The sequence below is a fragment of the Pseudomonas sp. NFACC04-2 genome (genome assembly GCF_900119265.1).
GTDB classification, from domain to species: Bacteria; Pseudomonadota; Gammaproteobacteria; order Pseudomonadales; family Pseudomonadaceae; genus Aquipseudomonas; species Aquipseudomonas fluorescens_AA.
The window spans coordinates 58,150-80,465 of sequence record NZ_FPJC01000021.1 but is presented as its reverse complement, the minus strand read 5'-3'; the positions used below and the strand labels follow the sequence as shown (position 1 = coordinate 80,465).

29 protein-coding genes are annotated in these 22,316 nt (G+C 59.1%); 28 read left to right on the top strand and 1 reads right to left on the bottom strand.

Annotated elements, in window-relative coordinates:
- Nucleotides 1–84 precede the first annotated feature (84 nt).
- The 3 genes from gvpU (at nucleotide 85) to BT125_RS23175 (ending at nucleotide 1,373) form a co-directional block, all read left to right on the top strand.
- Complete coding sequence (gvpU, locus tag BT125_RS23185; protein WP_139271784.1) at nucleotides 85–558, top strand: gas vesicle accessory protein GvpU; 474 nt, start codon at nucleotides 85–87, stop codon at nucleotides 556–558.
- A gap of 126 nt (nucleotides 559–684) precedes the next feature.
- The gene (locus tag BT125_RS23180) at nucleotides 685–1,056 is read left to right on the top strand and encodes a chemotaxis protein (protein ID WP_072410762.1); all 372 of its coding nucleotides are present in this window, start codon (nucleotides 685–687) and stop codon (nucleotides 1,054–1,056) included.
- On the top strand, nucleotides 1,056–1,373 hold the full coding sequence (locus tag BT125_RS23175; protein WP_072410760.1) for a hypothetical protein: 318 nt from the start codon (nucleotides 1,056–1,058) through the stop codon (nucleotides 1,371–1,373). The genes BT125_RS23180 and BT125_RS23175 overlap by 1 nt, the downstream gene beginning before the upstream one ends.
- Nucleotides 1,374–1,421: 48 nt before the next feature.
- Here BT125_RS23175 and BT125_RS23170 read toward each other — a convergent pair whose 3' ends face one another.
- Nucleotides 1,422–1,736 (bottom strand): hypothetical protein, encoded by a 315-nt coding sequence (locus BT125_RS23170; protein WP_072410758.1) that lies wholly within the window; start codon nucleotides 1,734–1,736, stop codon nucleotides 1,422–1,424.
- 88 nt (nucleotides 1,737–1,824) lie between these two features.
- On the opposite strand from BT125_RS23170, the gene BT125_RS29490 reads away from it, so the two are divergent.
- The 25 genes from BT125_RS29490 (at nucleotide 1,825) to BT125_RS23050 (ending at nucleotide 22,308) form a co-directional block, all read left to right on the top strand.
- Nucleotides 1,825–2,001, top strand: a complete 177-nt coding sequence (locus BT125_RS29490; protein ID WP_170866865.1) for a hypothetical protein — start codon at nucleotides 1,825–1,827, stop codon at nucleotides 1,999–2,001.
- The gene (locus tag BT125_RS23165; RefSeq protein WP_072410745.1) at nucleotides 2,001–2,339 is read left to right on the top strand and encodes an HNH endonuclease; all 339 of its coding nucleotides are present in this window, start codon (nucleotides 2,001–2,003) and stop codon (nucleotides 2,337–2,339) included. Before BT125_RS29490 ends, BT125_RS23165 begins: the two co-directional genes overlap by 1 nt.
- Before the next feature lie 9 nt (nucleotides 2,340–2,348).
- Nucleotides 2,349–2,993, top strand: coding sequence for an HNH endonuclease (locus tag BT125_RS23160; protein ID WP_072410743.1), 645 nt, complete (start codon nucleotides 2,349–2,351; stop codon nucleotides 2,991–2,993).
- A 149-nt stretch (nucleotides 2,994–3,142) separates the two neighbouring features.
- On the top strand, nucleotides 3,143–3,640 hold the full coding sequence (locus tag BT125_RS23155) for a terminase small subunit (RefSeq protein WP_072410740.1): 498 nt from the start codon (nucleotides 3,143–3,145) through the stop codon (nucleotides 3,638–3,640).
- Nucleotides 3,640–5,334: a terminase large subunit gene (locus tag BT125_RS23150; RefSeq protein WP_072410738.1), complete on the top strand. Its 1,695-nt coding sequence runs from the start codon at nucleotides 3,640–3,642 to the stop codon at nucleotides 5,332–5,334. Before BT125_RS23155 ends, BT125_RS23150 begins: the two co-directional genes overlap by 1 nt.
- Before the next feature lie 7 nt (nucleotides 5,335–5,341).
- Nucleotides 5,342–6,553, top strand: coding sequence for a phage portal protein (locus BT125_RS23145; RefSeq protein WP_072410736.1), 1,212 nt, complete (start codon nucleotides 5,342–5,344; stop codon nucleotides 6,551–6,553).
- The gene (locus BT125_RS23140) at nucleotides 6,540–7,181 is read left to right on the top strand and encodes an HK97 family phage prohead protease (RefSeq protein ID WP_072410734.1); all 642 of its coding nucleotides are present in this window, start codon (nucleotides 6,540–6,542) and stop codon (nucleotides 7,179–7,181) included. The genes BT125_RS23145 and BT125_RS23140 overlap by 14 nt, the downstream gene beginning before the upstream one ends.
- On the top strand, nucleotides 7,178–8,383 hold the full coding sequence (locus tag BT125_RS23135; RefSeq protein WP_072410732.1) for a phage major capsid protein: 1,206 nt from the start codon (nucleotides 7,178–7,180) through the stop codon (nucleotides 8,381–8,383). Before BT125_RS23140 ends, BT125_RS23135 begins: the two co-directional genes overlap by 4 nt.
- Nucleotides 8,384–8,440: 57 nt before the next feature.
- Nucleotides 8,441–8,659, top strand: a complete 219-nt coding sequence (locus BT125_RS23130) for a hypothetical protein (protein ID WP_072410730.1) — start codon at nucleotides 8,441–8,443, stop codon at nucleotides 8,657–8,659.
- Nucleotides 8,659–8,958, top strand: a complete 300-nt coding sequence (locus BT125_RS23125) for a head-tail connector protein (RefSeq protein WP_072410728.1) — start codon at nucleotides 8,659–8,661, stop codon at nucleotides 8,956–8,958. The genes BT125_RS23130 and BT125_RS23125 overlap by 1 nt, the downstream gene beginning before the upstream one ends.
- A 14-nt stretch (nucleotides 8,959–8,972) precedes the next feature.
- Complete coding sequence (locus BT125_RS23120) at nucleotides 8,973–9,278, top strand: phage head closure protein (RefSeq protein WP_256573820.1); 306 nt, start codon at nucleotides 8,973–8,975, stop codon at nucleotides 9,276–9,278.
- Complete coding sequence (locus BT125_RS23115) at nucleotides 9,275–9,745, top strand: HK97-gp10 family putative phage morphogenesis protein (RefSeq protein WP_072410724.1); 471 nt, start codon at nucleotides 9,275–9,277, stop codon at nucleotides 9,743–9,745. The genes BT125_RS23120 and BT125_RS23115 overlap by 4 nt, the downstream gene beginning before the upstream one ends.
- A 5-nt stretch (nucleotides 9,746–9,750) precedes the next feature.
- The gene (locus tag BT125_RS23110; RefSeq protein ID WP_072410722.1) at nucleotides 9,751–10,098 is read left to right on the top strand and encodes a tail completion protein gp17; all 348 of its coding nucleotides are present in this window, start codon (nucleotides 9,751–9,753) and stop codon (nucleotides 10,096–10,098) included.
- A gap of 8 nt (nucleotides 10,099–10,106) precedes the next feature.
- Nucleotides 10,107–10,574, top strand: a complete 468-nt coding sequence (locus tag BT125_RS23105; protein ID WP_072410720.1) for a phage tail tube protein — start codon at nucleotides 10,107–10,109, stop codon at nucleotides 10,572–10,574.
- Nucleotides 10,574–11,047, top strand: a complete 474-nt coding sequence (locus BT125_RS23100) for a phage tail assembly chaperone (RefSeq protein WP_072410718.1) — start codon at nucleotides 10,574–10,576, stop codon at nucleotides 11,045–11,047. Before BT125_RS23105 ends, BT125_RS23100 begins: the two co-directional genes overlap by 1 nt.
- Before the next feature lie 23 nt (nucleotides 11,048–11,070).
- Nucleotides 11,071–11,376 carry a phage tail assembly protein T gene (locus BT125_RS23095; RefSeq protein WP_139271783.1) on the top strand — a complete coding sequence of 102 codons (306 nt, stop codon included), beginning with the start codon at nucleotides 11,071–11,073 and terminating at the stop codon, nucleotides 11,374–11,376.
- Nucleotides 11,377–11,437: 61 nt separating this feature from the next.
- Nucleotides 11,438–11,905, top strand: a complete 468-nt coding sequence (locus BT125_RS23090; protein WP_072410716.1) for a hypothetical protein — start codon at nucleotides 11,438–11,440, stop codon at nucleotides 11,903–11,905.
- Between the two features lie 43 nt (nucleotides 11,906–11,948).
- Nucleotides 11,949–15,263 (top strand): tape measure protein, encoded by a 3,315-nt coding sequence (locus BT125_RS23085; protein ID WP_072410714.1) that lies wholly within the window; start codon nucleotides 11,949–11,951, stop codon nucleotides 15,261–15,263.
- 58 nt (nucleotides 15,264–15,321) lie between these two features.
- A complete protein-coding gene (locus BT125_RS23080; protein WP_072410712.1) occupies nucleotides 15,322–15,660 on the top strand; it encodes a phage tail protein in 339 nt (112 codons plus the stop codon).
- The gene (locus tag BT125_RS23075) at nucleotides 15,657–16,343 is read left to right on the top strand and encodes a phage minor tail protein L (protein WP_072410710.1); all 687 of its coding nucleotides are present in this window, start codon (nucleotides 15,657–15,659) and stop codon (nucleotides 16,341–16,343) included. The genes BT125_RS23080 and BT125_RS23075 overlap by 4 nt, the downstream gene beginning before the upstream one ends.
- A 4-nt stretch (nucleotides 16,344–16,347) precedes the next feature.
- Nucleotides 16,348–17,100 carry a C40 family peptidase gene (locus tag BT125_RS23070; protein WP_072410708.1) on the top strand — a complete coding sequence of 251 codons (753 nt, stop codon included), beginning with the start codon at nucleotides 16,348–16,350 and terminating at the stop codon, nucleotides 17,098–17,100.
- Nucleotides 17,100–17,696, top strand: coding sequence for a tail assembly protein (locus tag BT125_RS23065; RefSeq protein ID WP_256573819.1), 597 nt, complete (start codon nucleotides 17,100–17,102; stop codon nucleotides 17,694–17,696). The genes BT125_RS23070 and BT125_RS23065 overlap by 1 nt, the downstream gene beginning before the upstream one ends.
- A 9-nt stretch (nucleotides 17,697–17,705) precedes the next feature.
- Entirely contained in the window at nucleotides 17,706–21,314 is a 3,609-nt protein-coding gene (locus tag BT125_RS23060) for a TipJ family phage tail tip protein (RefSeq protein WP_072410706.1), read from the top strand.
- On the top strand, nucleotides 21,311–21,634 hold the full coding sequence (locus tag BT125_RS23055) for a hypothetical protein (RefSeq protein WP_072410704.1): 324 nt from the start codon (nucleotides 21,311–21,313) through the stop codon (nucleotides 21,632–21,634). The genes BT125_RS23060 and BT125_RS23055 overlap by 4 nt, the downstream gene beginning before the upstream one ends.
- The gene (locus BT125_RS23050; protein WP_072410702.1) at nucleotides 21,634–22,308 is read left to right on the top strand and encodes a hypothetical protein; all 675 of its coding nucleotides are present in this window, start codon (nucleotides 21,634–21,636) and stop codon (nucleotides 22,306–22,308) included. The genes BT125_RS23055 and BT125_RS23050 overlap by 1 nt, the downstream gene beginning before the upstream one ends.
- Nucleotides 22,309–22,316 lie beyond the last annotated feature (8 nt).

Genomic DNA, 22,316 nt, shown 5'->3' with positions numbered 1-22,316 from the left:
CCATTGAGTCGGGCTTTTTCGTTGCGCAATTAAAACTCTCGGAGTATAGGTGGCGCTCGACATAAAAGGCTGGGAGCCATGAAGATGAGTGAGAATGCCGAGGGTTTAGAGGCTGTTGAAGAGTTAAGAGAAGACCTGAGCGACCTTGTGATTCTAAAAGGATCCTGGGAGGGGCGTGGTATAGATGACACGCTTCAAAGTATTGTGCACATTGCTAATGATTTCGGCATCGAAGCATCCATCAGCCTCACAATTGGCGGAAGTTTAGTTACCGGTATTCTGATTTCAGTAAACACCTATTTTGATCAGGTAATCGCTGGGTTTGCTGGCGCAGCTGAAGGCGGAGTTAACTCTGGTGTCGATACCATGACCCAGTTGTTGACCGCCAGACGGCCCCCAGGAGGCAGTTCAGTGCCCTCGCAATATCTGCATTTAAAGGACGCAAAGGTTTACAACGGTGGGAACGTCCCAATCCCAGGAGACGGCACGCTTTGGCGAGGAAAAATCTCATCGGTAGATGGCTTTTTCTTCGGCATCGTGAGATCGATCAGTAGGTAGACGCTCAGCAGGGCGGCTGAATAAAAAACTGAAAAAAAACTTCAATAGCCTCAGTTGATACTGGGGCTTTTTTGTTTCCGGGAATTAGCCAAGGCCAACTCAGGCCATTTTCATTTTGGAGTAGCGATGGATCCTACCGACCTCGGCCCAGGCACAGCCACCTGGCTTGGCGGTAGTGCCACTGTCGTGCTGGGCGGTCTGCTTTGGTTGCGCAAGTTTCTTTCTAAGGACGCTGCCGACCGGGCAATGGATAACGCCGACATCGGCACCGTCCGCCGTTTGAATGAGCTGCTCGACTCCGAGCGCACCGCCCGAAAGGAAGCCGAAGCCCGCGCCGATCAATTTGCGAAGGAGCGAAACGACCTGGCCGCCGCTGTGGGCCGCATGGAAGGGAAGATCGAAGCGCTGACCAGTCAGGTTGCCCAGCTTACAGAACGGGTGACTCTGCAGAGCGATGAAATCAACCGCCTGCGCACCAAGCTTGGAGGAGTCGTGTGATGGAGAGATGCGCGATGGAATTTATCGCTCGCCGCTGGTGGCGCCGGGCCGAGGTCTGGGCGATTGCGATTGTCCTGGTTGGTGGTGGGGCGGTGCTCGGGTATCAAGCCTGCTACTGGTCGCTCGCTGAGAGCCAGTCCAAGCAGGTCGAAGACATCCGCAGCGCCTATGCCACTGCAATGGTAGAGCGAGACAAGCGTCTGGATGAGCTGACCCGCAAGACCAGCACGGCAGCCGAAAAGGCCACCAAGGCAGCAACAACCGCCACTCAGGCAGCGGACAAGGCTATCGAAGCCGTGGACCGGGTAAGTCAGTAATCCGCGACACGTTTCACGCAGCAGCAAATTGTGTCGCGGGCAAACGTTTTAATGTGGAGACTTAACGGGGAACCACAACCATTCTTCTTTCTCGACCGGATAGCTGAAGGAGCGGGTTATTTCGAATGTAAGGTCTTCCCCTGTTTGCTCATCCGAAACATCGACGCTGTATGCGGCATTCCATCCAGGGAAGGCCGTGGTCTTCACTGCGAGCCAGCCGTGCCGCGTTATCAGGGTGCCAGGGTCATTCACCCCCTGGGAGAAAGTTCTCTCTCCAGGATTGTGGTTGTACTCAGCCCCATAGATCACCTCTGGGTCTCCCACAGTTGTATGAATGGTAATAGTCGCCTTTGGATTGGACATGGTTCGCTCCTTGCTGTTATCGAGGCTTAACCAATACCGGCAACCCGCCACTATTTCAAGTACTGCCCAAGCGAGGCGTAAAAATCCAATGAGCGCAGTGAGCGCCGAGTACTACCAGATCAAAGGCATGGTCAGTGAGATGCCAGTGGACGAGCAGGCAGAAGTTGCCCGGGTTGAAGCCCTGGTGGTGGAACTGGCCAGGTCGTCCAAAGCTGCCGCGCTCGGTGTGATCCTGGCCTCGATCAAGCTGTCGCTGGAGGAGTGATGGCCCGCATCCAGACCTTGGGCAACAGAGTCACCACCCAGGGCAGCAGACTCGCGACTGCCGCGCCTGGCTCATGGCGTACAGGCAAGACCACATCAAGTCAGCGTGGTTACAACTACGAATGGCAGAAGGCCCGACTGGTCCACCTCAACGACAACCCGCTCTGCGTGTACTGCCAGCGAGAGGGAAGGGTCACTGCAGCATCTGTTGTCGACCACCGCGTTCCGCATCGCGGCGACATGGATATCTTCTGGGACAAAAGCCAGTGGGTCTCGCTCTGCACTCACTGCCACTCGTCCGTCAAGCAACAAGAAGAACAGCGCAACCATCGTCCTTAGAGGAACCCCATGCTCACTCAACCCAACCAGCCGGCGATCTGCCGAGTGCCTGGCTGCGCAAGCGTGGCCAACCGTAAGGGCGCCCAGATGTGCGAGAAGCACTACATGCGCCACCGCCGCAACGGAACAACCAATAAGCTGGACGTGGTCAAGCCAGGTGCCCTGACTCATAGCCATGGGTACAAACTGATACACGCCCCCAATCATGCACTCCGACGCACCAGCAACCGAGTCTATGAGCACCGAGCGGTCTACCACGCGCACCACGGCGCTGGCCCTTTCGCATGCCACTGGTGCTCGGCTGTCGTGTGCTGGGATGACATGCACGTCGATCACCTCAACGACCAGAAGGACGACAACAGTCCAACAAACCTGGTCGCAAGCTGTGCCGCATGCAATCAGAAGCGCGGCTTTCGCAAGATGACGAAGACGCATCAGCAGATGTCGAGCAGGCGCTACACAGCCCACGGCAAGACGATGTGCCTGAATGAGTGGAGCCGACACCTCAACCTGTCACGCAATGCCATTGAGTACAGGCTTGATGCGGGATGGAAACTTGACGATGTCTTCTCGCCAAGGAAGGGACGGTCAGGTCCACCGAGCCGCAAGGTCGATCCAGCGACAGTGGCGCCGTGGCTGAGGAATGACGCCTGAGTCGATCTGTAGCACGTCACACGCCCATTGCAGCACGCCAACTCCCCGCGCCGAGACCCCGGGGGCGGTCAAAATGTGGGGAGGCATTTTGTTCCAGACCACTCCCCCTCTCACGCGCAGATTTTTTCCCCTTTTGAGGTTTTTTGTTAATGGCGTTAACACCCAAACAGCGCGCCTTTGTCGTTGCCGTGCAGGGTGGCGCGTCGAACAAAGACGCAGCGATAGCCGCTGGTTACGCTGCTTCCAGCGCATCGGTAGCCGGTTCCAGGCTGGCAAAACACCCAAATGTTGTGGCGGCTCTTGCCCAAGCAGGCGTTAACAAAGTTGTTAAAGCTCCGGTGCAGAAGGCTGCGGCGACTGGAGAGCCGGACGAGCAGCCTGCGGACCCGGTCGAGGCTGGCTTTGATTTGGCCCAGGCGCTTCGACATTCCGACCCGAAGGACTTTCTTCTTGCGGTCATGAATGACTTAGGTAGCGAGGCGAAGCTGAGAGTGGATGCCGCAAAGGCGTTGATGCCTTTCATTCATTCTCGCAAGGGCGAGGGCGGCAAGAAGGATGCCGCCAAGGAAGCAGCCGATAAGGCGGCGGCCGGCCGCTTCGGTGTCCGTCAGCCGCCCAAACTCACAGCAGTCAAAGGCGGTAAATAATGGAATGGACTACTGCCTGCCCCGATTGGGAGCGCCGGATCGTCGCGCGTGAGTCACTGATCCCCCAGGGGCCCCTGTTTGTGGATCAGGCCGCCGAGGCTCTCGAGGTGTTCGGCTCGCTTCGGATGGTCGATGCCGCGGGCAGCCCGCTGATGTGCGAAACCGTTCGGGCCTGGGTTAACGACTTTGTGGCGGCTATCTTTGGTGCCTACGACCCAGACGAGGGGCGTCGATTGATCAGCGAGTTCATGCTGCTGATCAGCAAAAAAAACGGCAAGTCGACTATCGCGGCCGGGATCATGCTGACCGCGCTGATCCTCAATTGGAGGGTGTCGGGCGAATTCATAATTCTGGCCCCAACCAAGGAAATTGCCGACAACTCCTACCTGCCAATCAGGGACATGATCGGTGCAGACCCTGAGCTTTCTGCGCTGATTCAGGTACAGAACCACACCCGTACGGTGACCCACCGCCAGACCGGCGCCACTCTGAAGGTCGTGGCGGCTGACAATGACACCGTGTCAGGCAAAAAGGCCATCGGGATTTTCATTGATGAACTTTGGGTGTTCGGCAAGCGTAATGGTGCCGAAGCCATGCTCAGAGAGGCGACCGGCGGCCTGGCCTCTCGGCCTGAAGGCTTCGTGATTTATGCCACCACTCAGTCGGACGACCCGCCCGCGGGCATCTTCCGGCAGAAGCTGCTCTATGCCCGGAAAGTCCGCGACGGTGAGATAGAAGATCGGTCATTTCTGCCGGTGCTGTACGAGTTTCCTAAGGCGATGCTAGACGCTGGCGCGCACCGCGACTTCGCGAATGCTTATGTCACCAACCCGAACTTGGGGCTTTCGGTTGATGAGCCGTTCCTCGAGCGCGGCTACGCGCAGGCACAGCTGGACGGCGAGGAGTCATTCCGCGGCTTCCTTGCGAAACACCTAAACGTCGAGATCGGGCTGTCGCTCAAGTCTGATCGCTGGGCAGGTGCCGAGTTTTGGGAAGCCCAGGCCCTATCAGACGGGCTGACTTTCGAACAACTGCTCGATCGCTGCGAGGTTGTTGATGTCGGTGTAGACGGCGGCGGCTTGGACGACTTGCTGGGATTTGCTGTCGCTGGCCGCGACAAGCTCACACGGCAGTGGCTCTTGTGGACGCACGCCTGGGCTCATCCTTCAGTGTTGGAGCGCCGCAAAAGCGAGGCGCCGCGTTTTCGGGATTTTGCCGGCAATGGCGATTTGACCTTGGTAGAGACCATCGGCGACGACGTGCAGGAGGTCGCCGAGCTGGTGGCCAGAGTCGAAGCGGCCGGCCTGCTGGATAAGGTTGGGCTCGACCCTTCAGGGATCGGCGCCATTCTCGACGCCCTGGCCGAGGCCGGGATCCCCGAGGAGAAGATTATCGGCATCAGCCAGGGCTGGAAACTGAACGGAGCAATCAAGACCACCGAGCGGAAGCTTGCCGAAGGTGGTCTGGTTCATGGCGGCCAGCCGATGATGGCATGGTGCTGCGGCAATGCCCGGGTTGTGCCGGCCGGTAACGCGATCCTGATCACCAAGCAGGCGTCCGGCTTGGCGAAGATCGACCCATTGATGGCTGCCTTCAACGCGATCTCGCTGCTCTCGCTAAACCCCCAGGCCCAGAGCGGCCTCGACAATTACTTGGCTGATGGGTTTTTCGGACTCATTGGCTCGAACTCATAGGCTGAATATGGCATCTCGTTGGTATAACCCGCTGTCATGGCGCATGTTCGGCTACACCGATCCGGCCACCGGCAACTATGTTGAGGTTGACATGGTTGCCGGCGGCAAGCGTACGAAGTCCGGTGTGAAAATTACTGCGCAGACGGCGATAACAATCCCGATCGTCTGGGCGTGCGTGAAGATCCTGAGCGAGTCGGCTGCAGGTTTGCCGCTCAAGATATTCGAAGACACCGCTGCGGGCCGCATCTTGGCTGACCCCAAGTCACGTCAGGCCAGGATTCTGAGAAAGCCAAACCCGTACATGACCAAGCTCAACTTCCTAAAGTGTGCCGTGGTGAACATGGCGCTGCGAGGGAATGCGTACAGCATCATTGAGCGCGCCGATAACGGGGACTGGATCGGCTTCATCCCAGTGAGCGCTGACAACGTTCAAGTCGACACCACTGATGATTTGATCTACTGGGTCACGGTAGGAGGAAAGCGCTTCCCTGTATCGCCGGAGAACATGCTGCACTTCAAACTGTTCAGCATGGACGGCATTAACGGGCTGTCGCCTGTTGAGTATCAAGCGGAAACGATGGGGCTCGCCAAGACCGCACAAAACTGGTCGGCGATGTTCATGCGCAAGGGCGGCTTTACCGGCGGCTACGTCATCTACGACCAGTTCCTGACGAAGGTTCAGCAAGCGCAGATCATGGAGAAGTTCCCTGATGTGCGGAAAGGCGACATCAACGACATCGGCTCGATGGGGATCTTGCAAGGTGGTCCGAAGATCGTACCCGCAGGGCTGAGTCAGAAGGACAGCCAGTTCATAGAGTCCCAGCAATTCCAGGAAGAGGCCATTGCCGGTTGTTACGGCGTGCCCCTGTACCTGGCCAACCGCGCTGGCAAGACCTCGATCATGGGATCGAACCTGGAGCAGCAAACCAGCGGCTACGTAACGTTCGGCCTTAAACCCTACCTCGACGCGATCGAGGACGAAATCAACGACAAGCTTTTCCGGGACAAACCCCAGTTCGTGGAGTTCGTCGTGGAGGGGCTGCTGCGCGCCGACAGCGCCGGCCGGGCGGCTTACTACCAGGCGGCGCTCGGAGGCTCGGGCGGTTCTGGTTGGTTGACGATCAACGAGGTCCGCGAGAAGGAAAACGAAACCCGGATGCCGGGCGAAGAATACGACCGGGTCACCCGGTGGGAGATGCAGACCAATGTCAAAGCTTGAAGTCCCGTTTGAACTCAAATCGGTGGACGAGGCCGGTAACTTCGAAGGCTACGCCGCCGTGTTCAACAACGTCGACCTAGGCGACGACGTAATTCTGCCTGGCGCGTTCACCCGAGTGAAGGCAACCCGGGGTGGCAAATTGAAGCTCGCCCTATACCACGACCTCACCCGGTTGGTTGGTTCTGCTGATTACACCCAAGACGACCACGGGCTGTTCTTGAAGGGGCGTGTGAATTTAGCGGTGAGCTATGCCCGCGACGCATACGAATTAATGAAGGCCGAGATCCTCGACAGCATGTCGATCGGTTTCAACACCATCAAGGCCGACTTCGAGGAGCGCGCCGGCCGGCGGGTCCGGATCATCAAGGAGGCTGAGCTGTGGGAAGCGTCGTTTGTGCCTTTCGGCATGAACCCCGAGGCTCAGATCCTGACAGTTAAATCCGATATACGACTTTTCGAGAACGCCCTGCGCGAGCGCATGGGGCTTTCTCAGAAAGAGGCGGCAGCAGTCGCCTCACTCGGCTATCCCGCGCTACGCCGTGACGGCGGCAGCGAGGCCACGGCGATCGTGGAAGGGCTGAAATCACTCTCCACCACTTTTGACAATTTTTTTAAGGTGTCGCCATGACCGATCCAATCCAAGAAGTAAAATCCACGCTCGAAACCCAGCTGAAGGAAGGTTTCGCTGGTTTGCAGAAAAAGTACGACGCTGTCGCCGATGAGCTGCAGAAGGGCAACACCGTCACCAGCGAGATGAAAACGCAGATCGAAAACCAGAAAGGCGAGATCGAGCGCGTCATTGAGCAGGTCCAGAAGCTGGAAGAAAAGGGCATCAAGCTGCGCAGCCAGCCGGGCGAGGCCAAGAGCTTTATCGACCTGGTCAAAAACGACGATGCCTACAAATCGCTGCAGGCGAAAAGCGTTTCCCTGGCCGATATCGAAGTGACCAAGTCCGACATGGCCAGCATGAAGGAAATGAAGGTCACCAGCGCCGGTATCGTTGCGCCGAACTATGACCCGGTCATCCAGCCAGGTATCCGCCAAGAGCTGCGGATCCGCGACCTGCTCACTACCGTTCCGGTAACGGGCCAACAGTACACTTTTTTCAAAGAGAACCTGCACACCCGCGGCGCGGCTCCAGTGGCGGAAGGTGGCTTGAAGCCGACCAGCAACGTAACCTTCACGACCCAAACCGATCGGGTCAAGAAGATCGCCGTCTGGATGCCCGTGACTGACGAGGCGCTGGACGACGTACCACAACTGATGGCCTACCTGCAGGAGCTCCTGCGCTACGACCTCAAGCTCGAGGAAGAGCGCCAGATCCTGAAGGGTGACGGTACCGGCGAAAACCTGAACGGCCTGATGACCCAGGCCACCGTTTACGACGCAACACTGACGAAGGCAGGCGATACCGCCATCGATCTCGTGCGCCGTGCGATCTACCAGGTGCGTAAGCAGTCGATGCTGTCCGCTGACGGCATTGTGATGACCGAGCTCGACTGGATGAACATCGAGCTGCAGAAGGATGGCGAAAACCGCTACCTGTTTGCGAATCTGCAAGGCCTGGTAACCCCAGTCCTCTGGGGGCGGCCGGTAGTCACCTCCGACAGTGTCGACGAGGGTGATGCCGACACGGGCGGCGAGTTCCTGGTGGCGAACTTCGCACGCTCTTCGGTGCTGTTCGACCGCATGTCGTTCCTGTTCAAGATGGGCCTGATCAACGATCAGTTCATCAAGAACGAGCGTGCGCTGCTGGTGGAAGAGCGTCTCGGCCTTGGCGTCCGCCGCCGTGAAGGCCTGGTCAAAGGCCGCTTTGCTGTACCTGCGTAATTCCACCACCTTGCAATGGCCGGCCGTGTGCCGGCCATTTTCTTTTCAGGAGGCAACATGAAAATCAAAGCATTGTGGGGTTTTGTAGGCAGCGCCGCTCTATTGGGCGCCGACTCGTCATCGGTGAAGGCCGGCCAGGTGTTCGAAGGTGTCGACGAGGAATATGCCCACACCCTGATCGGCAAGGGTCTGGCCGAGGAAGTGGGCGATGACGGCAAGGCGAAGGTGTCCGCGCCCAAGCAATCCAAGTCCACGGCCCCGAAAGAGAATAAATAATGATCGACCTGGCGCGGGTGAAGCTGCACCTTCGAGTGGACGACGATGAAGAGGACTCCCTCATCGGCGGCTACATTGAGGCGGCCAAGTCCCACGTGGCCATGCACTGCGACCGAGAACTGGTAGAAGGCATGCCGGTGGAGCCCGAGCAAATGGGGCTTACACCGGATGTTGAACAGGCCATCCTGCTGCTGGTGGGCCACTGGTTTGCCAACCGCGAAGGCGTGGCGCTGGGGTCAATCTCAACCACTGTGCCGCTGGCTGTTGAGCGGCTGCTCATGTACAGGAAGCGCTACTGATGAGAGCCGGTCCTATGCGTCATCGCTGCATGCGCCGTGGCTATATCGAGGGCAAGGACGCGCTGGGACAGCCGACCAAGGTATGGAGTGACCTCGGCAAACTCTGGGCGGAAATCAACATTCCTTCCGGGCGAATGTATGAGGCGGCATCACAGATGCAGGTCACGGTCAGTGCTGAAATCAACATTCGCTACCGCAAGGATGTGGTTGCAGGACAGCACCTGGTGCATGACGGAATCGCCTACGAAATCATTGCGCCGCTGCCAACCAACCAGCGGGACATGCTGAAGCTCATGTGCAAAACGGTGAAACTCAAATGAGCAACGGATCATTGACTGTGCTGGGGTTTGGAGAGCTTGAGTCAGACTTCGAAAAGCTGGCGAAGTCCGTCGGCAACAAGATCGTTCGGGACGCGGTGCTTGCCGGGGCGCGTATCGCCAGGGATGAAGCGAAGAGCAAGGTTCCGGTGCGCACGGGCAAGCTGAAGAAGAACATCATCGCTGTGCGCCTCAACCAATCCGACACCCCTGGCGGTGCAACGGCGGGGATCCGCGTTAAAAAGCCCGCGGGCAAGCAGTCCAAGGCTCTCAAGCGCCAAGGTAAGAAAGGCCGATCCTCCAGCGCCGACTACGACGCGCCTTTCTACTGGAAATTTCTGGAGCTGGGCACGTCACAGATGCGGGGCCACCCGTTCATCCGCCCGGCCTGGGACGGCAGCTTGCCTCAGATCGAGAAGGCCGTCGCGGAGAAGCTGGCCGAAGGCATCGACGCCGCCATCACCCGGTAAAACCCATGATCGAGAAATCTCTCATCGACAGGCTGACGCCTCTGGTCGACGGGCGCGTGTACTTCGGCGTTGCCCCTGAGGGCGCCGAACAGCCCCGCCTGGTCATCCAAACCGTCAGCAGCATCACCGGTTTCACGCTTGCCGGATGGGATGGCTCCAGTGACCTGACCATCCAGATCGACGCGTGGGGAGAGAGCTTTCTCCAGGCGCTGACGCTGGCGGACGAGGCGTTCACCGTCATGACCACCGACGGTGAAGACTTCACGGTTGGCGCTGCGGACCGGCTGCCTGACTCATTTGAAAGCGACACCAAACTTCACAGCGTGAGCTGGGAATACACCCTGCAACCATAGGAGGCCACATGGCCGTTCAAACCCCAACGAAAGCGAAGTTCGTCAAAACGCAGGGCACCGCTCTCAGCGTTTCCAAACTCACCACCCTGGACCCAACTGACCCGGCCAACACCTGGGCGGACCTCTCGGTGACGATCAAACAGCCCCAGTTCCAGGGCGGCCAGTCGGATGAGATCGAGGTAACGGTGCTGGCCAGCGAGGCCAAAGAGTTTACCGTGGGCCTGGCGGACAATGGCACCTTCAGCATGTCCGGAAACTGGAAAGCTGACGACGAGGCCCAGACCGTTCTGCGCACCGCTCGTGATGACGGTGAGCCACGAGCCTTCAAGACGGTGTTCAAGGACGGGTCGTCCTCGAGCTTCCTCGGTCTGGTCACCCAGTTCACCTGGGATGCTGCGCCGAATGGCACCGTTAACGGTACGTTCAACGTCCGGATCACCGGCGCCGTGTCCTTCGACGTTCCGGTGGTGCCGTAATGGCCCGCACAAAGATTGGCGCCGGCGCGGATCTGCGCGCCATGGCGCTGGACCCCATGCGCAATTTCAAGCACGAACGACTGACCATTGACGAATGGGACGGCGCGCAGGTTGTCGTTCGGGCGTTGAGCGCGGGGGATTGGGTGGAATACCGCCGTCGCGCCGCGCAGGCCGTTGCAGAGGCCCGCCTGGAGGCGGGTCTGCCCGCTCAGTCTCCGGAAGATCAGGACGACGAGGGCGTCACGGCAGAGTCCCGAGTAGAGATCAGATCCTCGCCGCTCTACGCATTCGTCCTGGTGCGCTCGCTGCTGGATGAGAGCAACGCCCGCGTGTTTTCCGACGATGACGTGCCGGCGGTTGCCGAGGCCTTCAGCCCAGTCCATGACCGTCTGGTTGGGAAGGTGTTCGAGTTGAGCGGCGTTGCCGCTGGGGCTGGCGCGGATGACCCGGTGGACGCAGCGGGAAACGACTAAAGGAGGAGCCGGAGTTGGCTTTCATGCTGACTCTGGCCCTCCGGCTGGGCATGACCCTCCGGGATCTCCGGCAAAGCATGAGTGCTGAAGAGCTGTTCCTGTGGATGGCATACAATCAGGAGTCACCACTCAGTGACACTCGGGGCGACATCCAGGCTTCAATTATCGCCGCGTCCGTGTTCCAGGCCCAAGGAGCCAAGGTATCGGCGGTGGATCTACTGCCGAAGTGGAAGGATGAGCCGGCGCTGGTCGTCGATGAGATCACCCAGGCCGAGGAGGGCGCTGAGATGTTCAAGGCCTTCTTGATGGTCAAGGCTGGTGAAGGTTAGATCCATCTCTCTGGGGGGCAGCTTCGAATGATAAAGTCATCGATCAAAAAGGAGGTGGTCGGTGAAACTGATTTTATGGATTGTGACGGCGTTGGTCGTCGTGTTCGTTGTTGGACTGTGCAGGGAGTTCGCGAAAACTCGCGGATCTGAGCGTTTGCTTCGCTGGACCCTCGGGATTGGCGCGGTCGTAATTGGTTTCATGTGGTGGGCCTATCTATCATGGGCCGGCAACCCCGCCAGGGAAGTGGAGGGAGCGCAGAGGGAGTGCGATGACGCCACAATGGCCTACGTGATGTCCCAAAATTTCGTCAAGCAGCAGTTAAAGTCGCCGGGGTCAGCCGAGTTTCCATATCTGAACGGTACTGATGTCGTGTCCGTTCCGGACCATCAATGCACATTTTACGTCTCTGCCTACGTCGATTCGCAAAATGGATTCGGTGCGAAGATCAGGGCCTATTACAGAGCCACGATGACCTACGACCGGTCATCCGCTATATGGCGAGCGCCTGAGCTAACAATTCAGCAGTAACCAAAACCCGCCCCGGCGGGTTTTTTAATGCCCGGAGAAACACATGGCAGGTCAAACGCTTCGATCCCTCATTGTCAGTGTTTCAGCGGAGACAAGCGCCTATCAGCGAGAGATGGCCAGGGCTGGCCGAATGGGGCAGAACTACCTGCGCACCATTACTTCTGGCAACCGCGATGCCACCACGTCTTGGAGGTCTCAGGAAGCCGCTGTAAAGGCGCAGGGCTCCGCCATGCAAGCTCTAACGTCGACGGTGGGAAGCTACGCGGCAGCTATGGCTGGGGCCTTGGCCGTCGGCAACGTTATTCATCAGGCTGATGCCTGGAATCAAGTCAACGCCAGACTCAAACAAGCTACCACCAGCACTGAGGATTTCGCGGTCAGTCAAAAGTCGTTGTTCGAGCTGAGTCAGCGGACAGGGACTTCCTTTTCCGATAACGCTGGGCTTTTCAGCCGCTCCGCTTCCTCAATGCGTGAGTTTGGGTATTCCACATCTGACGTGCTTGGCGTGACAGAGGCCCTGTCTCTCGGGTTGCAGGTATCCGGTGCCAGTTCGGAGGGCGCTTCCGCAGCCATCACACAGTTCTCTCAAGCGCTTGCTCAAGGAGTGCTCCGGGGTGAGGAATTCAATTCCATCGCCGATAGCGGTGACCGTGTTCTGCGAGCCCTTGCTGCGGGAATGGGTGTTGCTCGCAAAGATCTCAAGGCCATGGCAGATGACGGGCTTATTACGATAGACAAACTTGTCCCAGCACTCATTAGCCAACTGGGTGTGTTGAACAAGGAGTTCAACGCAATGCCGCCATCGGTGAGCAGGTCGACGACCTCGCTCACAAACGCTTTCCAGGCCTGGATCGGCGGTGCTGATGCGGCGACGGGCAGTGCAGGAGTGCTCTCAGGGGCAATCGAGTTTGTAGCGAAAAACATGGACGCGCTCGCCGCCTCTGCGCTTACAGCAGGCGCAGCATATGCTGGCCTAAAGGGAGGCGATGCACTCAAGTGGTTAAAGGACCAGGTAGTCGTACTGAGAGAGGCGCGATCCGCCGAAATCGGACGCACCACCGCGCAGCTTGACGCTACAACAGTGGCCGTGCGCCGTGCGGCTGCCGAAGTTGCAGCCGCCGAGTCACAAGTTGCTGCTACGAGGTTCACCGATGCTCATGCTGCCGCGCTGAGTCGCTTGCGCCTGGCTAGGCTTGCGGACGCCCAGGCGACAGCAGCGCAGACCGCCGCACAAGCTGCTCAAACGGCTGCAACATCGTTGGCCGGTCGCGCCGGGTCGGCGCTTCTGGGTGTGCTGGGCGGGCCAGTCGGGCTAGCGGTAACTGCTGGCGCGGTTGCTGCCAGCTACCTCCTGTTCAGCGACAATAGCGATAAGGCCCGCCAGGCGACTGTCGACTTGAAGCGCCCAGTCGAGGAGCTGCGCAAAGAGTTCGCCAAACTGGGTGCAGAGCAGGCGCGCTATAAGCTCGACGGAGTTATCCAGCAGCAGGCCGACGCCCAGGTCGCTGCACAAAAGGCGCTTCGGGACATCCGCGCGTCTGCCCAGGCGAACGATAAGTGGGGAGACACGTTCACGGCGAATCCCTTCCAGCGGGATCGGGCCGTCACTGACTTTAACCGCCGTGTCGCCAGCGGACAGAGCATCGACTCCGCAAGCCAGGAGCTGATTGCCGCGATCGGCCCGAACGAGGAGATGACGAAAGCCATCAACGCCTCGTCGGCTGCGTACGGCGAAGCGATCAAGGCTTCCGGTGATTATGGTGATGTCGCCAGCATGCTCCAGGCTCGTCTGCAGGACGTGGCTGTTGCGGCTGGGGCGGCAGGCGCTGGGCTCAAAACGATCAAAGGCCCGGACCAGAAAACCATTGATGGCTGGACAAGCTATTCGAAAACCCTCGTCGAGCGGCTCAACTCCGTGCGCGATGGTGGGGATTTGGTCGGTGAGGTCAATCGTCGTATCGAGCGCGAAGGCGTCGACCCATCTACTGCTGAAGGCTGGCGTATCCTGGCGGGCGCGATCAAAGGGTCTGAAGCGGCCGCAAAAGCTTCCGAAGAGGCACAGCAGAAGGCAAAAAAGGCAGCTGAGGACATCCAGCGCCAGGCCGAGCAGCTCAACAACGCCTATAAGCAAACCTTATCCAACCTGACCCAGCAGGTCGCGCTCTTTGATGAGACGACGGAACTCGGGCGTCTGCGCTACGACTTGGCCAACGGCGAGCTGGCGAAACTCAGCCAGGTGAACAAAACACGCCTTGAGGGTAAGGCGATTGAGCTGGACGCACTCAACGCCAGGAAGGCCTACGACGGGCTGATGGCTGGCCTGCAAACCAAGGAAGAGTCGCTGCTGGCAACCACCAGGGAGCGGATGAAGGTCCTAGAGACAGCCAACCGTGCCGGGAAGCTGAGCTCGGATGACTATCGTGCTGGCGCTGATGCAATCTCCAAGGCCACGGTCACCGAGGCGCCGGAATTCTCCGGCATCGACTCCTCGGTGGGCGGTCCATCTGGGGAACTGGTGAAGATCGCCGAGGCAGAAGCCGCGCTGAAGAAGTGGCACGACAAGCAGCTCTCCATGCAGGCTGACCTTCGCGACCAGATCCTGGCAGACCAGAAGAGCACCAACGAGCAGAAGCTGGCGGCCGAGCAGCAGTACCTGGATCGCGTGGTGGAAATCAACCAGACGAACCAGGCACGGCTGTCGGATATCCAGGGCGCCTATAAAGTCGCGGTGATGGGCACCTTCAGTGAGCTATCGGGCCAAGCCGCAGACATGGTCGGGAAGATCGCCGGCGAGCAGTCGGGCGCCTATAAGGCGCTGTTTGTCGCTCAGAAAGCCTTCGCTGTCGCCTCGATCATCATGAACGCGCAGATCGCGGCAGCCAAGGCGCCCGCCGAACTGACCATTCTCGGCGGCATCCCGGTAGGCGCTGCATTGCTCGCTGCTGGGTACGCCAATGCCGGCATGGTCGCCGGCATGGCCCTGGCCGGGTTTTCCGGGGGCGGCTACACCGGCCCAGGCGGTAAGTTCGAGCCGAAAGGTGTGGTGCACGGTGGCGAGGTGGTGATTCGCAAGGAAGTCGTGGATCAGCCAGGTATGAAGGACTACCTGATTGGGCTAAACCGGACCGGCAAGCCAGGCTATGCCAGCGGTGGTTTTGTTGGCCCAGCGGGGCTCGCCCGGCGTTCACTGCTCCAACAATCAGCGCCAGCGGGGCAGCAGGTGCGCCGGAGATCCATTTGCACATCAGCGGTGACGGCTCTGGTGGCACCGTCAATTCGCCGGAGGGTTACGAGCAGATGGGCCTGGCGCTGCTGGCTACCGCGCGCTCGGAAATGCCGAAGATCGCCCGAGCGGTGATCATTCAGGAAAAGGGTCAGAACGGTCTTCTTGATCCCAATAATCGGAGATATGGCTGATGGCAGAGGTATTCACCTGGTCGCCACGGGTCGGCTCGTCTGGCGATGACCAGGCCGCCATCCTGGAATCGAAATTCGGGAATGGTTATAGCCAGCGCCTGTCGGTCGGCATCAACAACGTCGCCGGCACCTACACCGTGTCGTTCACCGGCAACGAAGCCTACATCCTGCCGATCAAGGAGTTCTTCATCCGGCACAAGGGGGCGAATCATTTCCTGTGGACGCCGCCTCTGGAGGTGCAGGGCGCATACATCACCACCGGTGGCTGGCAACTACAGACTCACGGCAACAAGAAATACACACTCAGCACCACCTTTCAGCAGGTATTCAACCCATGATCACACTGGACAACCAGAAGCTCGAGCCCGGAGCGCTGATCCAATTGATAGAGCTGGACGGTGAGGCGCGCGGGATGGGCATTTTCCGGTTCCACGCTCACTTGCAGTCGTCGCCCATCATCTGGAAGGGCGATGTCTACGCGCCAAGGCCATACGAAACCGGAGGCTTTGGCCGAAGTGTGGAGGGCAACAGCTCCACTCCGATGCTGAAAATCAGCAACATCGATGGGACCATCACGGCTCTATGTCGGATTTTCCAGGGGTTAAGCGGTGTGAAGCTGACGGTCCGCCAGACCTACGCCAAGTACCTGGATGCAGCGAACTTCCCGGGCGGCAATCCCGAGGCAAGCCCGCTGGAAAAGATCGATATCTCCTACATCAACCAGGTGACCAGCCTGGGCCGCGAAGAGGTTGTGTTCTCGCTGGCGCCGCCGACGGCGGTGAAGGGTCAGATGTTGCCGGCCGGGCTGATCATGAACCGGTGTGAATGGTGCCTGTGGGGTGAATACCGTGGGCCCGACTGCAATTACACCGGCGTCAAGATGTTTGACCTCGACGGCAACCCCGTGGATGACCCGGCCCTGGATCGCTGCGGTGGGCGTCCAAGCGACTGCGAGATACGTTTCGGCAAGGGCAATCCGCTGCCGTTCGGTGGCGCCCCTGGCGCTGCCCTGATTGGATAAACCCATGAACAAGACGATGCTGAAACAGATTCAGACCCATGCCGCCCGGGAGTATCCAAAGGAAAGCTGTGGCGTGGTGATTCGCGAAGCGGGGCGGCTCAAGTATGTGCCGTGCGGCAACGACGCGAAGACTCCCAGCGAGCATTTCATCATCAACCCCAGCGACAAGTGCGACGCAGAAGATCGTGGTGAAGTGGTCATGATTATCCACAGCCACCCGGACGTCCCACCGGTACCGAGCATGGCCGACCGGGTGAGCTGCGAAATCCATGAAAAACCATGGGGCATTGTGAGCTGGCCGTCCGGGGAGTACTTCGAATTCAAGCCAGACGGCTACCAGGCGCCATTGATTGGCCGAGATTTCGGCCATGGCCTGCTGGACTGCTACGCGCTGTGCCGCGATTACTACAAGCGTGAGCACGGCATTGAACTGCCGAACTACCCGCGCCGTGACGGCTGGTGGAACTCTGGCGAAAGCCTGTACGAGCAATATTACGAGGCGGCGGGGTTCTACCCGGTGTCCATGCCCAAGAAAGGCGACATGATCGTTATGCAGATTAACGCCGCCGCCCCTAACCACGCCGGTATCTACCTCGGCGACGGGCTGCTGTCCAGCGTCCCTGATCTGCACCCGGCGCCGGGTACCTTCCTCCATCACCGGTACAACAAGAAATCCACCCGCGATGTATACGGCGGCATGTGGGCTGATTACACCGTGCTGATTCTTCGGCATCAACGAGTAACAGAGGTCGACTGATGGCCATGAGAACAGTAATTCGCCCCCAGCCCCTGGTGGTGCTGGTGATGCTTTATGGCGTGTTGGGCGCCAGGTTTGGCCGCATCCATCATCTGGCTGTCGCGTCTGGTGCCGAGGCTGTCCACGCCCTGTGTGTGAAGGTGCCAGGGTTCAAGCGTTTCCTCAGATTTTCCGAGGAGCGCGGGTTGACCTATGCGGTGTTTCGCGGAAAACGGAACCTCAGTGAAAGCGAGATCCAGATGCGCCAGGACACCGTGGAGCCGATCCGCATCGCACCTATCGTCATCGGGAGCAAGGGCGGTGGTTTGTTCGCGACCATAGCGGGACTGGCACTGATCGTGGTGGGTGCGGTGACTGGCCAGTATTACCTGTCGGCGGCGGGCGCCGGCCTGATGATCGGCGGGATCGCGATGAGTATGTCGCCGTCCCCGCTCGGCATTCTGGACAAGGAGTCCGACGGCAACCGACCCTCTTACGCATTCGGTGGTGCTGTGACCACAACGGCCCAGGGGCGATGCAAACCATTGCTCTACGGCGAGCGAGATATTGGCGGAGCACTCATTTCCGCCGGCGTTTTTTCGGAAGACCAGCAGTAAGGAAAAACCATGCCCAGTCTTGCAACAGCGCCCGCTACCAAGCGTCGGCGCCGGCTTACTGCTGCCCGCGTTTCTGGCGCGAAGGGTGGCGAACAGAAACCGCACACCCCCTATAAAGCTCCGGACACCGCGCTGTCGATCGCCACGGTTAAGCTGCTCTACGCCCTGAGCGAAGGTCCCATTGTCGGTCCAGTGGACGGCTTGCGATCGGTAAAACTCAATGGTACGCCGCTCCTATCGCCTGACGGCAGCGAAAACTTTCCAGGCACGGTCTGGGATTTTCGCCCAGGAACAGTGGATCAGGAGCATATCCCGGGCTTCCCGTCGATTGAAAACGAAGCTTCTCAGGGGTTGCCGGTAGAGCTCAAATCTGACAACGCCTGGACTCATGCCATCACTGACCAGCAGTTGTCGGCGGTGCGTGTGCGCCTATCCTGGCCACAAATTTGGCAACTGAAGACCAATGGGGACCAAGTCGGCTATCGGATCGACTATGCAATCGATCTGTCGGTGGATGGTGGCAGTTACCAAACCGTTCTGTCCGCCACGCTGGATGACAAAGGGACCACCGAGTACGAGCGCACCCACCGGATTGACCTCCCTGAGGGTTTTTCCAGCGCCCTGGTGCGCGTTCGTCGCCTTACCCCGAACCGCAACGACTCGAACTACGCGGATCTGATGAGGATCAAAGGCCTCACCGAGGTCATCGACAAAAAGCTGCGCTATCCCAACTTGGCGCTGGGCGGCTTGCGGTTCGACGCCAAGCAGTTTCAGGACACGCCGAAAGCCAGTTTCTTGATGCGCGGTCGGATCGTTCAAGTTCCCACCAATTACGATCCCCAGACGCGCACCTACGCCGGCGACTGGAATGGCACGTTTAAGCTGGCCTACTCCAACAATCCGGTGTGGGTGTGGCGCGACTTGCTGCTCCATCGGCGCTACGGCCTGGGACGCCGTATCACCGCAGATATGGTCGACCACTGGACGCTTTATGAGATCGGCCGCTATTGCGATGTGATGGTGCCCGACGGGAAGGGTGGGCTCCAGCCACGAATGACCACCAACGTCTACATCCAGGACTCCGTCGAGGGGTATGCACTCCTGTCGGACCTGGCCAGCGTGTTCCGGGGCAGCAGCTGCTGGAACGGTTCGCAGGTAACCATGGTTGCCGACATACCGGGTAACGAGGACGGCTACGTCTTCACGCGCTCGAACATCATCGGTGAGTTCGAATATGTGGCGGCCGCCTTTCCTGATCGTCACACCCGGGCGAAGGTCGCCTGGGACAATCCCGAGAACGAATTCAAGACCCAGCCCGCTCCTGTAACCAACGATGAGCTGATCGGTGCTCTTGGCCACCGGATGCTGGATATCTCGCGTTTCGGGTGCACCGTTGAGGGCGAGGCGATCCGCCACGGCATTTGGGCGCTGAAATCCGAACAGTATGAGGAGTGGTCTGTCAGCTTCACCACCGGCATGGAAGGGCGGAACGTCGAGCCCGGTCAGATCATCTGCGTGGCCGACGAGTTGTTTTCTGGTCGGCCAAACGGAGGGCGCATAGCGGCGGCAACGAAGCGGGTTATAACACTCGACATTGATGCGGAAATTCACGAGGAGGACCGGCTGATTCTGAACCTGCCCAGCGGCAAGTCAGAAGGACGTATCGTCAAATCTGTATCAGGGCGCCTGGTTACCGTCATGGCCGATTACTCGGAACTGCCGCAGCCGGAGTGCAGTTGGTCGGTCGAAAGCGCGGATCTTGCAGTGATGCGCTATCGAGTGCAGACCATCGAGCCGCAGGGCCTGCATCAGTTCAAAATTTCCGCGACCCAGCATGAGCCCCAGAAATACGCGGCCATTGACACCGGCGCTCGGATCGATCCGCAGCCGACCAGCGTTATCCCGCCGGGCGTGATGAACCCGCCGTCCAACATCACGCTGGAGTCTCGCAGCGTAGTGTCGCAGGGGATTGCAGTCAGCACGATGCGCATCACCTGGGACGCGGTGCCCGGCGCCATCGCCTACAACGTCGAGTGGCGCAAGGACAGCGGGAATTGGATTCGCCTACCTCGCACGGGCAGCCTGGGTGCAGAGGTAGAGGGAATCTACAGCGGGCGATATCTGGCCCGGGTTAGTTCGGTCAATGCCATGGATGTGGCTTCGATCTGGGGCACCAGCGCCGAGGTCGTGCTGACTGGGAAGACCGGGCTGCCGCCGGCGGTCACCCACCTGACGGCAACTTCGCTGCTGTTCGGCATCGGCCTCAAGTGGGGCTTCCCTGCTGGCGCCGAGGATACCCAGCGGACAGAGATCTGGTACGGCCCAACCAACGCCCTGGAGAACGCCACCAAGCTGGCAGATCTGGCTTATCCCCAGAGCGACTACAGCATGCAGAGCTTGCTGGCGGGTGCGTTGTTCTTCTTCTGGGCGCGCCTTGTGGATCGCACCGGGAACATTGGCCCTTGGTACCCAGTCGGCAACGGTGTGCTGGGCCAGGCCAGTTCGGAGGCTGGACCAATCCTCGACCTGATCGCCGGGCAGATTGGCGAGACCGAACTCAGCGAAGAGCTGAGGGGTGAAATCGAGAAGATCCCAGGCCTCCAGGCCCAGATCGATGCGCTCGATGACATCCTGCTCTACGATCCCGCCAAGACCTATGTGAAAAACGACATTGTTCGCCAGGGTCAGCGCTTGTACCAGGCGCTGGGGCCGGTGCCGATCAACACGGCACCGCCGAACACCACCTACTGGCTGGATGTAGGTCAGTCGGTAGAAACGGCCAACGGGCTGGCACAGCAGGTTGCAACCAATACCGCTGATATCACCGAGATCGACGGTGTTGTCACGGCCCAGGCCACAGCCTTTGAAGCGTTGCGGGCGTCGTACCGCGATGACAACGGGGAAGGGGAGCTGGCCGATGCCCTCAAGGGCTGGACCAGCACTGCGGCAATCGCTCAGGAAACCAGCGTTCGGGCTTCTGAGAATGAGGCGACGGCCACCAGGCTGACAACCTTTGATGCCCAGATCGGCCAGAACGCGGCGAACCTGACCACGCTCGAGCAGGTGGTAGCCACGAACGAGTCGGCGACCTCGACGAAGATCGACCAGCTTACTGCAACGGTCGGCTCGAACACCGCAGCCATTCAGCAGACGGCCACGGCCTACGCGGATACCAGCGGCAAGCTGAATACGATGTGGTCTGTGAAGATGCAGCTGACTGCCAGCGGGCAGTACGTTGCCGCAGGCATTGGCCTTGGCATCGAGAACACCGCCGCCGGCCTGCAAAGCCAGTTCCTGGTGAGTGCCGACCGTTTCGCCATCGTCAATACCATTGCCGGCGGCGCAATCTCGGTTCCGTTCGCGGTCCAGGGAGGACAGGTGTTCATGAACTCGGCCTTCATCCAGGACGGCAGCATCACGATGCTGAAGATCGGCCAAGCCCTTCAATCCGACAACTACGTCGCGGGCTCGCAGGGCTGGCGCCTGGATAAAGCCGGCAATCTTGAGTTCAACGGACCGGCCCCGGGCGGTGGTCGCCTGACCATGACCAACCGCGCCATCAAGGTCTACGACCAGAACGGTGTCAAGCGGGTACAGCTCGGAGATCTCGCAGCATGAGTTATGGGCTGGAAATTCGAGATGAGAATGGCAACGTCACCCTTGATCCGTCGTCGTTCACCATGCGGGTTGTCTATAGCGGAGTTGTTACAGGAACCAACTCCGCTAACTTCCAGACCATATCCATCCCCGGGATAACTACAAGCAACTGCGCGGCGTTTGTTGTTCCGATTGGCAACTATAACGTAAGTACCGATATGCAACTGGAGACCGAAGTTGTAGCCGGTGCAGTACGTGTCTATAGCTACATTCGAGGGAGGGAGCAATACAGCAGCACGACCAGCTCAACGATGCGCCTAATTGTAATAAGGTTCTCCTGATGGCATTTGGATTAGAGTTCACAAACGACAGCAACGTCGTGACGGTTGATTCAGAGTTCACTCGTCTTGTTGTTCTGGCAAAAGGAACATACCAGCCAACGCAAGAATCTGGACTTGGGTCGGTCACTTCCTTTCCTCGAACAATCACGAGCCAGGAACCACCGCTTGTTTTTATCAGGCCTGCTGGCAGCACTGGCATTGCCGGCCTGTGCCTGATGCGCGTTATCGGGTCGCCAGGGGCGTGGACCGGGTTCTACGTCCGTGCATATGACGAAAACACACTGCAGCCCAACGGGGCTTACTTTGCTTGTGGCTTCGCTGCTACGGCGCTTGCCGATTACGGAATGCGCATATGGGATGGTAACTCAAAGCTGTTATTCGACAGCGATACCCCCTATGCGAGGTTCACCCGATCATACCAAAATTGGACGTACGTAAAAACAGATACCGCGGGCCAGGGCCAGCCCCGAAACTATTATCGAGTGAATTTCAATTTTCCAGCCGGTGAGTACATGCTGATAAATACATTCAGCATGCCGATGTTAAACGATGCACCATTTAATCGGGCTCTTTATTGTTGGTGGGATTTCTCAGGCGGGAATCTATACGCGCTGACAGTTGGCTCTGGCAACCCATTCGCTTTCTTCCTTACTGCAGTATTCGCAAAACTCTAAAGGACAAC

What these genes read in the sequence shown, in the direction of transcription:
- gvpU (WP_139271784.1), top strand. Translation starts at nt 85, where the DNA reads ATGAGTGAGAATGCCGAGGGTTTAGAGGCTGTTGAAGAGTTAAGAGAA.
- BT125_RS23180 (WP_072410762.1), top strand. Translation starts at nt 685, where the DNA reads ATGGATCCTACCGACCTCGGCCCAGGCACAGCCACCTGGCTTGGCGGT.
- BT125_RS23175 (WP_072410760.1), top strand. Translation starts at nt 1,056, where the DNA reads ATGGAGAGATGCGCGATGGAATTTATCGCTCGCCGCTGGTGGCGCCGG.
- BT125_RS23170 (WP_072410758.1), bottom strand. Translation starts at nt 1,736, where the DNA reads ATGTCCAATCCAAAGGCGACTATTACCATTCATACAACTGTGGGAGAC.
- BT125_RS29490 (WP_170866865.1), top strand. Translation starts at nt 1,825, where the DNA reads ATGAGCGCAGTGAGCGCCGAGTACTACCAGATCAAAGGCATGGTCAGT.
- BT125_RS23165 (WP_072410745.1), top strand. Translation starts at nt 2,001, where the DNA reads ATGGCCCGCATCCAGACCTTGGGCAACAGAGTCACCACCCAGGGCAGC.
- BT125_RS23160 (WP_072410743.1), top strand. Translation starts at nt 2,349, where the DNA reads ATGCTCACTCAACCCAACCAGCCGGCGATCTGCCGAGTGCCTGGCTGC.
- BT125_RS23155 (WP_072410740.1), top strand. Translation starts at nt 3,143, where the DNA reads ATGGCGTTAACACCCAAACAGCGCGCCTTTGTCGTTGCCGTGCAGGGT.
- BT125_RS23150 (WP_072410738.1), top strand. Translation starts at nt 3,640, where the DNA reads ATGGAATGGACTACTGCCTGCCCCGATTGGGAGCGCCGGATCGTCGCG.
- BT125_RS23145 (WP_072410736.1), top strand. Translation starts at nt 5,342, where the DNA reads ATGGCATCTCGTTGGTATAACCCGCTGTCATGGCGCATGTTCGGCTAC.
- BT125_RS23140 (WP_072410734.1), top strand. Translation starts at nt 6,540, where the DNA reads ATGTCAAAGCTTGAAGTCCCGTTTGAACTCAAATCGGTGGACGAGGCC.
- BT125_RS23135 (WP_072410732.1), top strand. Translation starts at nt 7,178, where the DNA reads ATGACCGATCCAATCCAAGAAGTAAAATCCACGCTCGAAACCCAGCTG.
- BT125_RS23130 (WP_072410730.1), top strand. Translation starts at nt 8,441, where the DNA reads ATGAAAATCAAAGCATTGTGGGGTTTTGTAGGCAGCGCCGCTCTATTG.
- BT125_RS23125 (WP_072410728.1), top strand. Translation starts at nt 8,659, where the DNA reads ATGATCGACCTGGCGCGGGTGAAGCTGCACCTTCGAGTGGACGACGAT.
- BT125_RS23120 (WP_256573820.1), top strand. Translation starts at nt 8,973, where the DNA reads ATGCGTCATCGCTGCATGCGCCGTGGCTATATCGAGGGCAAGGACGCG.
- BT125_RS23115 (WP_072410724.1), top strand. Translation starts at nt 9,275, where the DNA reads ATGAGCAACGGATCATTGACTGTGCTGGGGTTTGGAGAGCTTGAGTCA.
- BT125_RS23110 (WP_072410722.1), top strand. Translation starts at nt 9,751, where the DNA reads ATGATCGAGAAATCTCTCATCGACAGGCTGACGCCTCTGGTCGACGGG.
- BT125_RS23105 (WP_072410720.1), top strand. Translation starts at nt 10,107, where the DNA reads ATGGCCGTTCAAACCCCAACGAAAGCGAAGTTCGTCAAAACGCAGGGC.
- BT125_RS23100 (WP_072410718.1), top strand. Translation starts at nt 10,574, where the DNA reads ATGGCCCGCACAAAGATTGGCGCCGGCGCGGATCTGCGCGCCATGGCG.
- BT125_RS23095 (WP_139271783.1), top strand. Translation starts at nt 11,071, where the DNA reads ATGCTGACTCTGGCCCTCCGGCTGGGCATGACCCTCCGGGATCTCCGG.
- BT125_RS23085 (WP_072410714.1), top strand. Translation starts at nt 11,949, where the DNA reads ATGGCAGGTCAAACGCTTCGATCCCTCATTGTCAGTGTTTCAGCGGAG.
- BT125_RS23080 (WP_072410712.1), top strand. Translation starts at nt 15,322, where the DNA reads ATGGCAGAGGTATTCACCTGGTCGCCACGGGTCGGCTCGTCTGGCGAT.
- BT125_RS23075 (WP_072410710.1), top strand. Translation starts at nt 15,657, where the DNA reads ATGATCACACTGGACAACCAGAAGCTCGAGCCCGGAGCGCTGATCCAA.
- BT125_RS23070 (WP_072410708.1), top strand. Translation starts at nt 16,348, where the DNA reads ATGAACAAGACGATGCTGAAACAGATTCAGACCCATGCCGCCCGGGAG.
- BT125_RS23065 (WP_256573819.1), top strand. Translation starts at nt 17,100, where the DNA reads ATGGCCATGAGAACAGTAATTCGCCCCCAGCCCCTGGTGGTGCTGGTG.
- BT125_RS23060 (WP_072410706.1), top strand. Translation starts at nt 17,706, where the DNA reads ATGCCCAGTCTTGCAACAGCGCCCGCTACCAAGCGTCGGCGCCGGCTT.
- BT125_RS23055 (WP_072410704.1), top strand. Translation starts at nt 21,311, where the DNA reads ATGAGTTATGGGCTGGAAATTCGAGATGAGAATGGCAACGTCACCCTT.
- BT125_RS23050 (WP_072410702.1), top strand. Translation starts at nt 21,634, where the DNA reads ATGGCATTTGGATTAGAGTTCACAAACGACAGCAACGTCGTGACGGTT.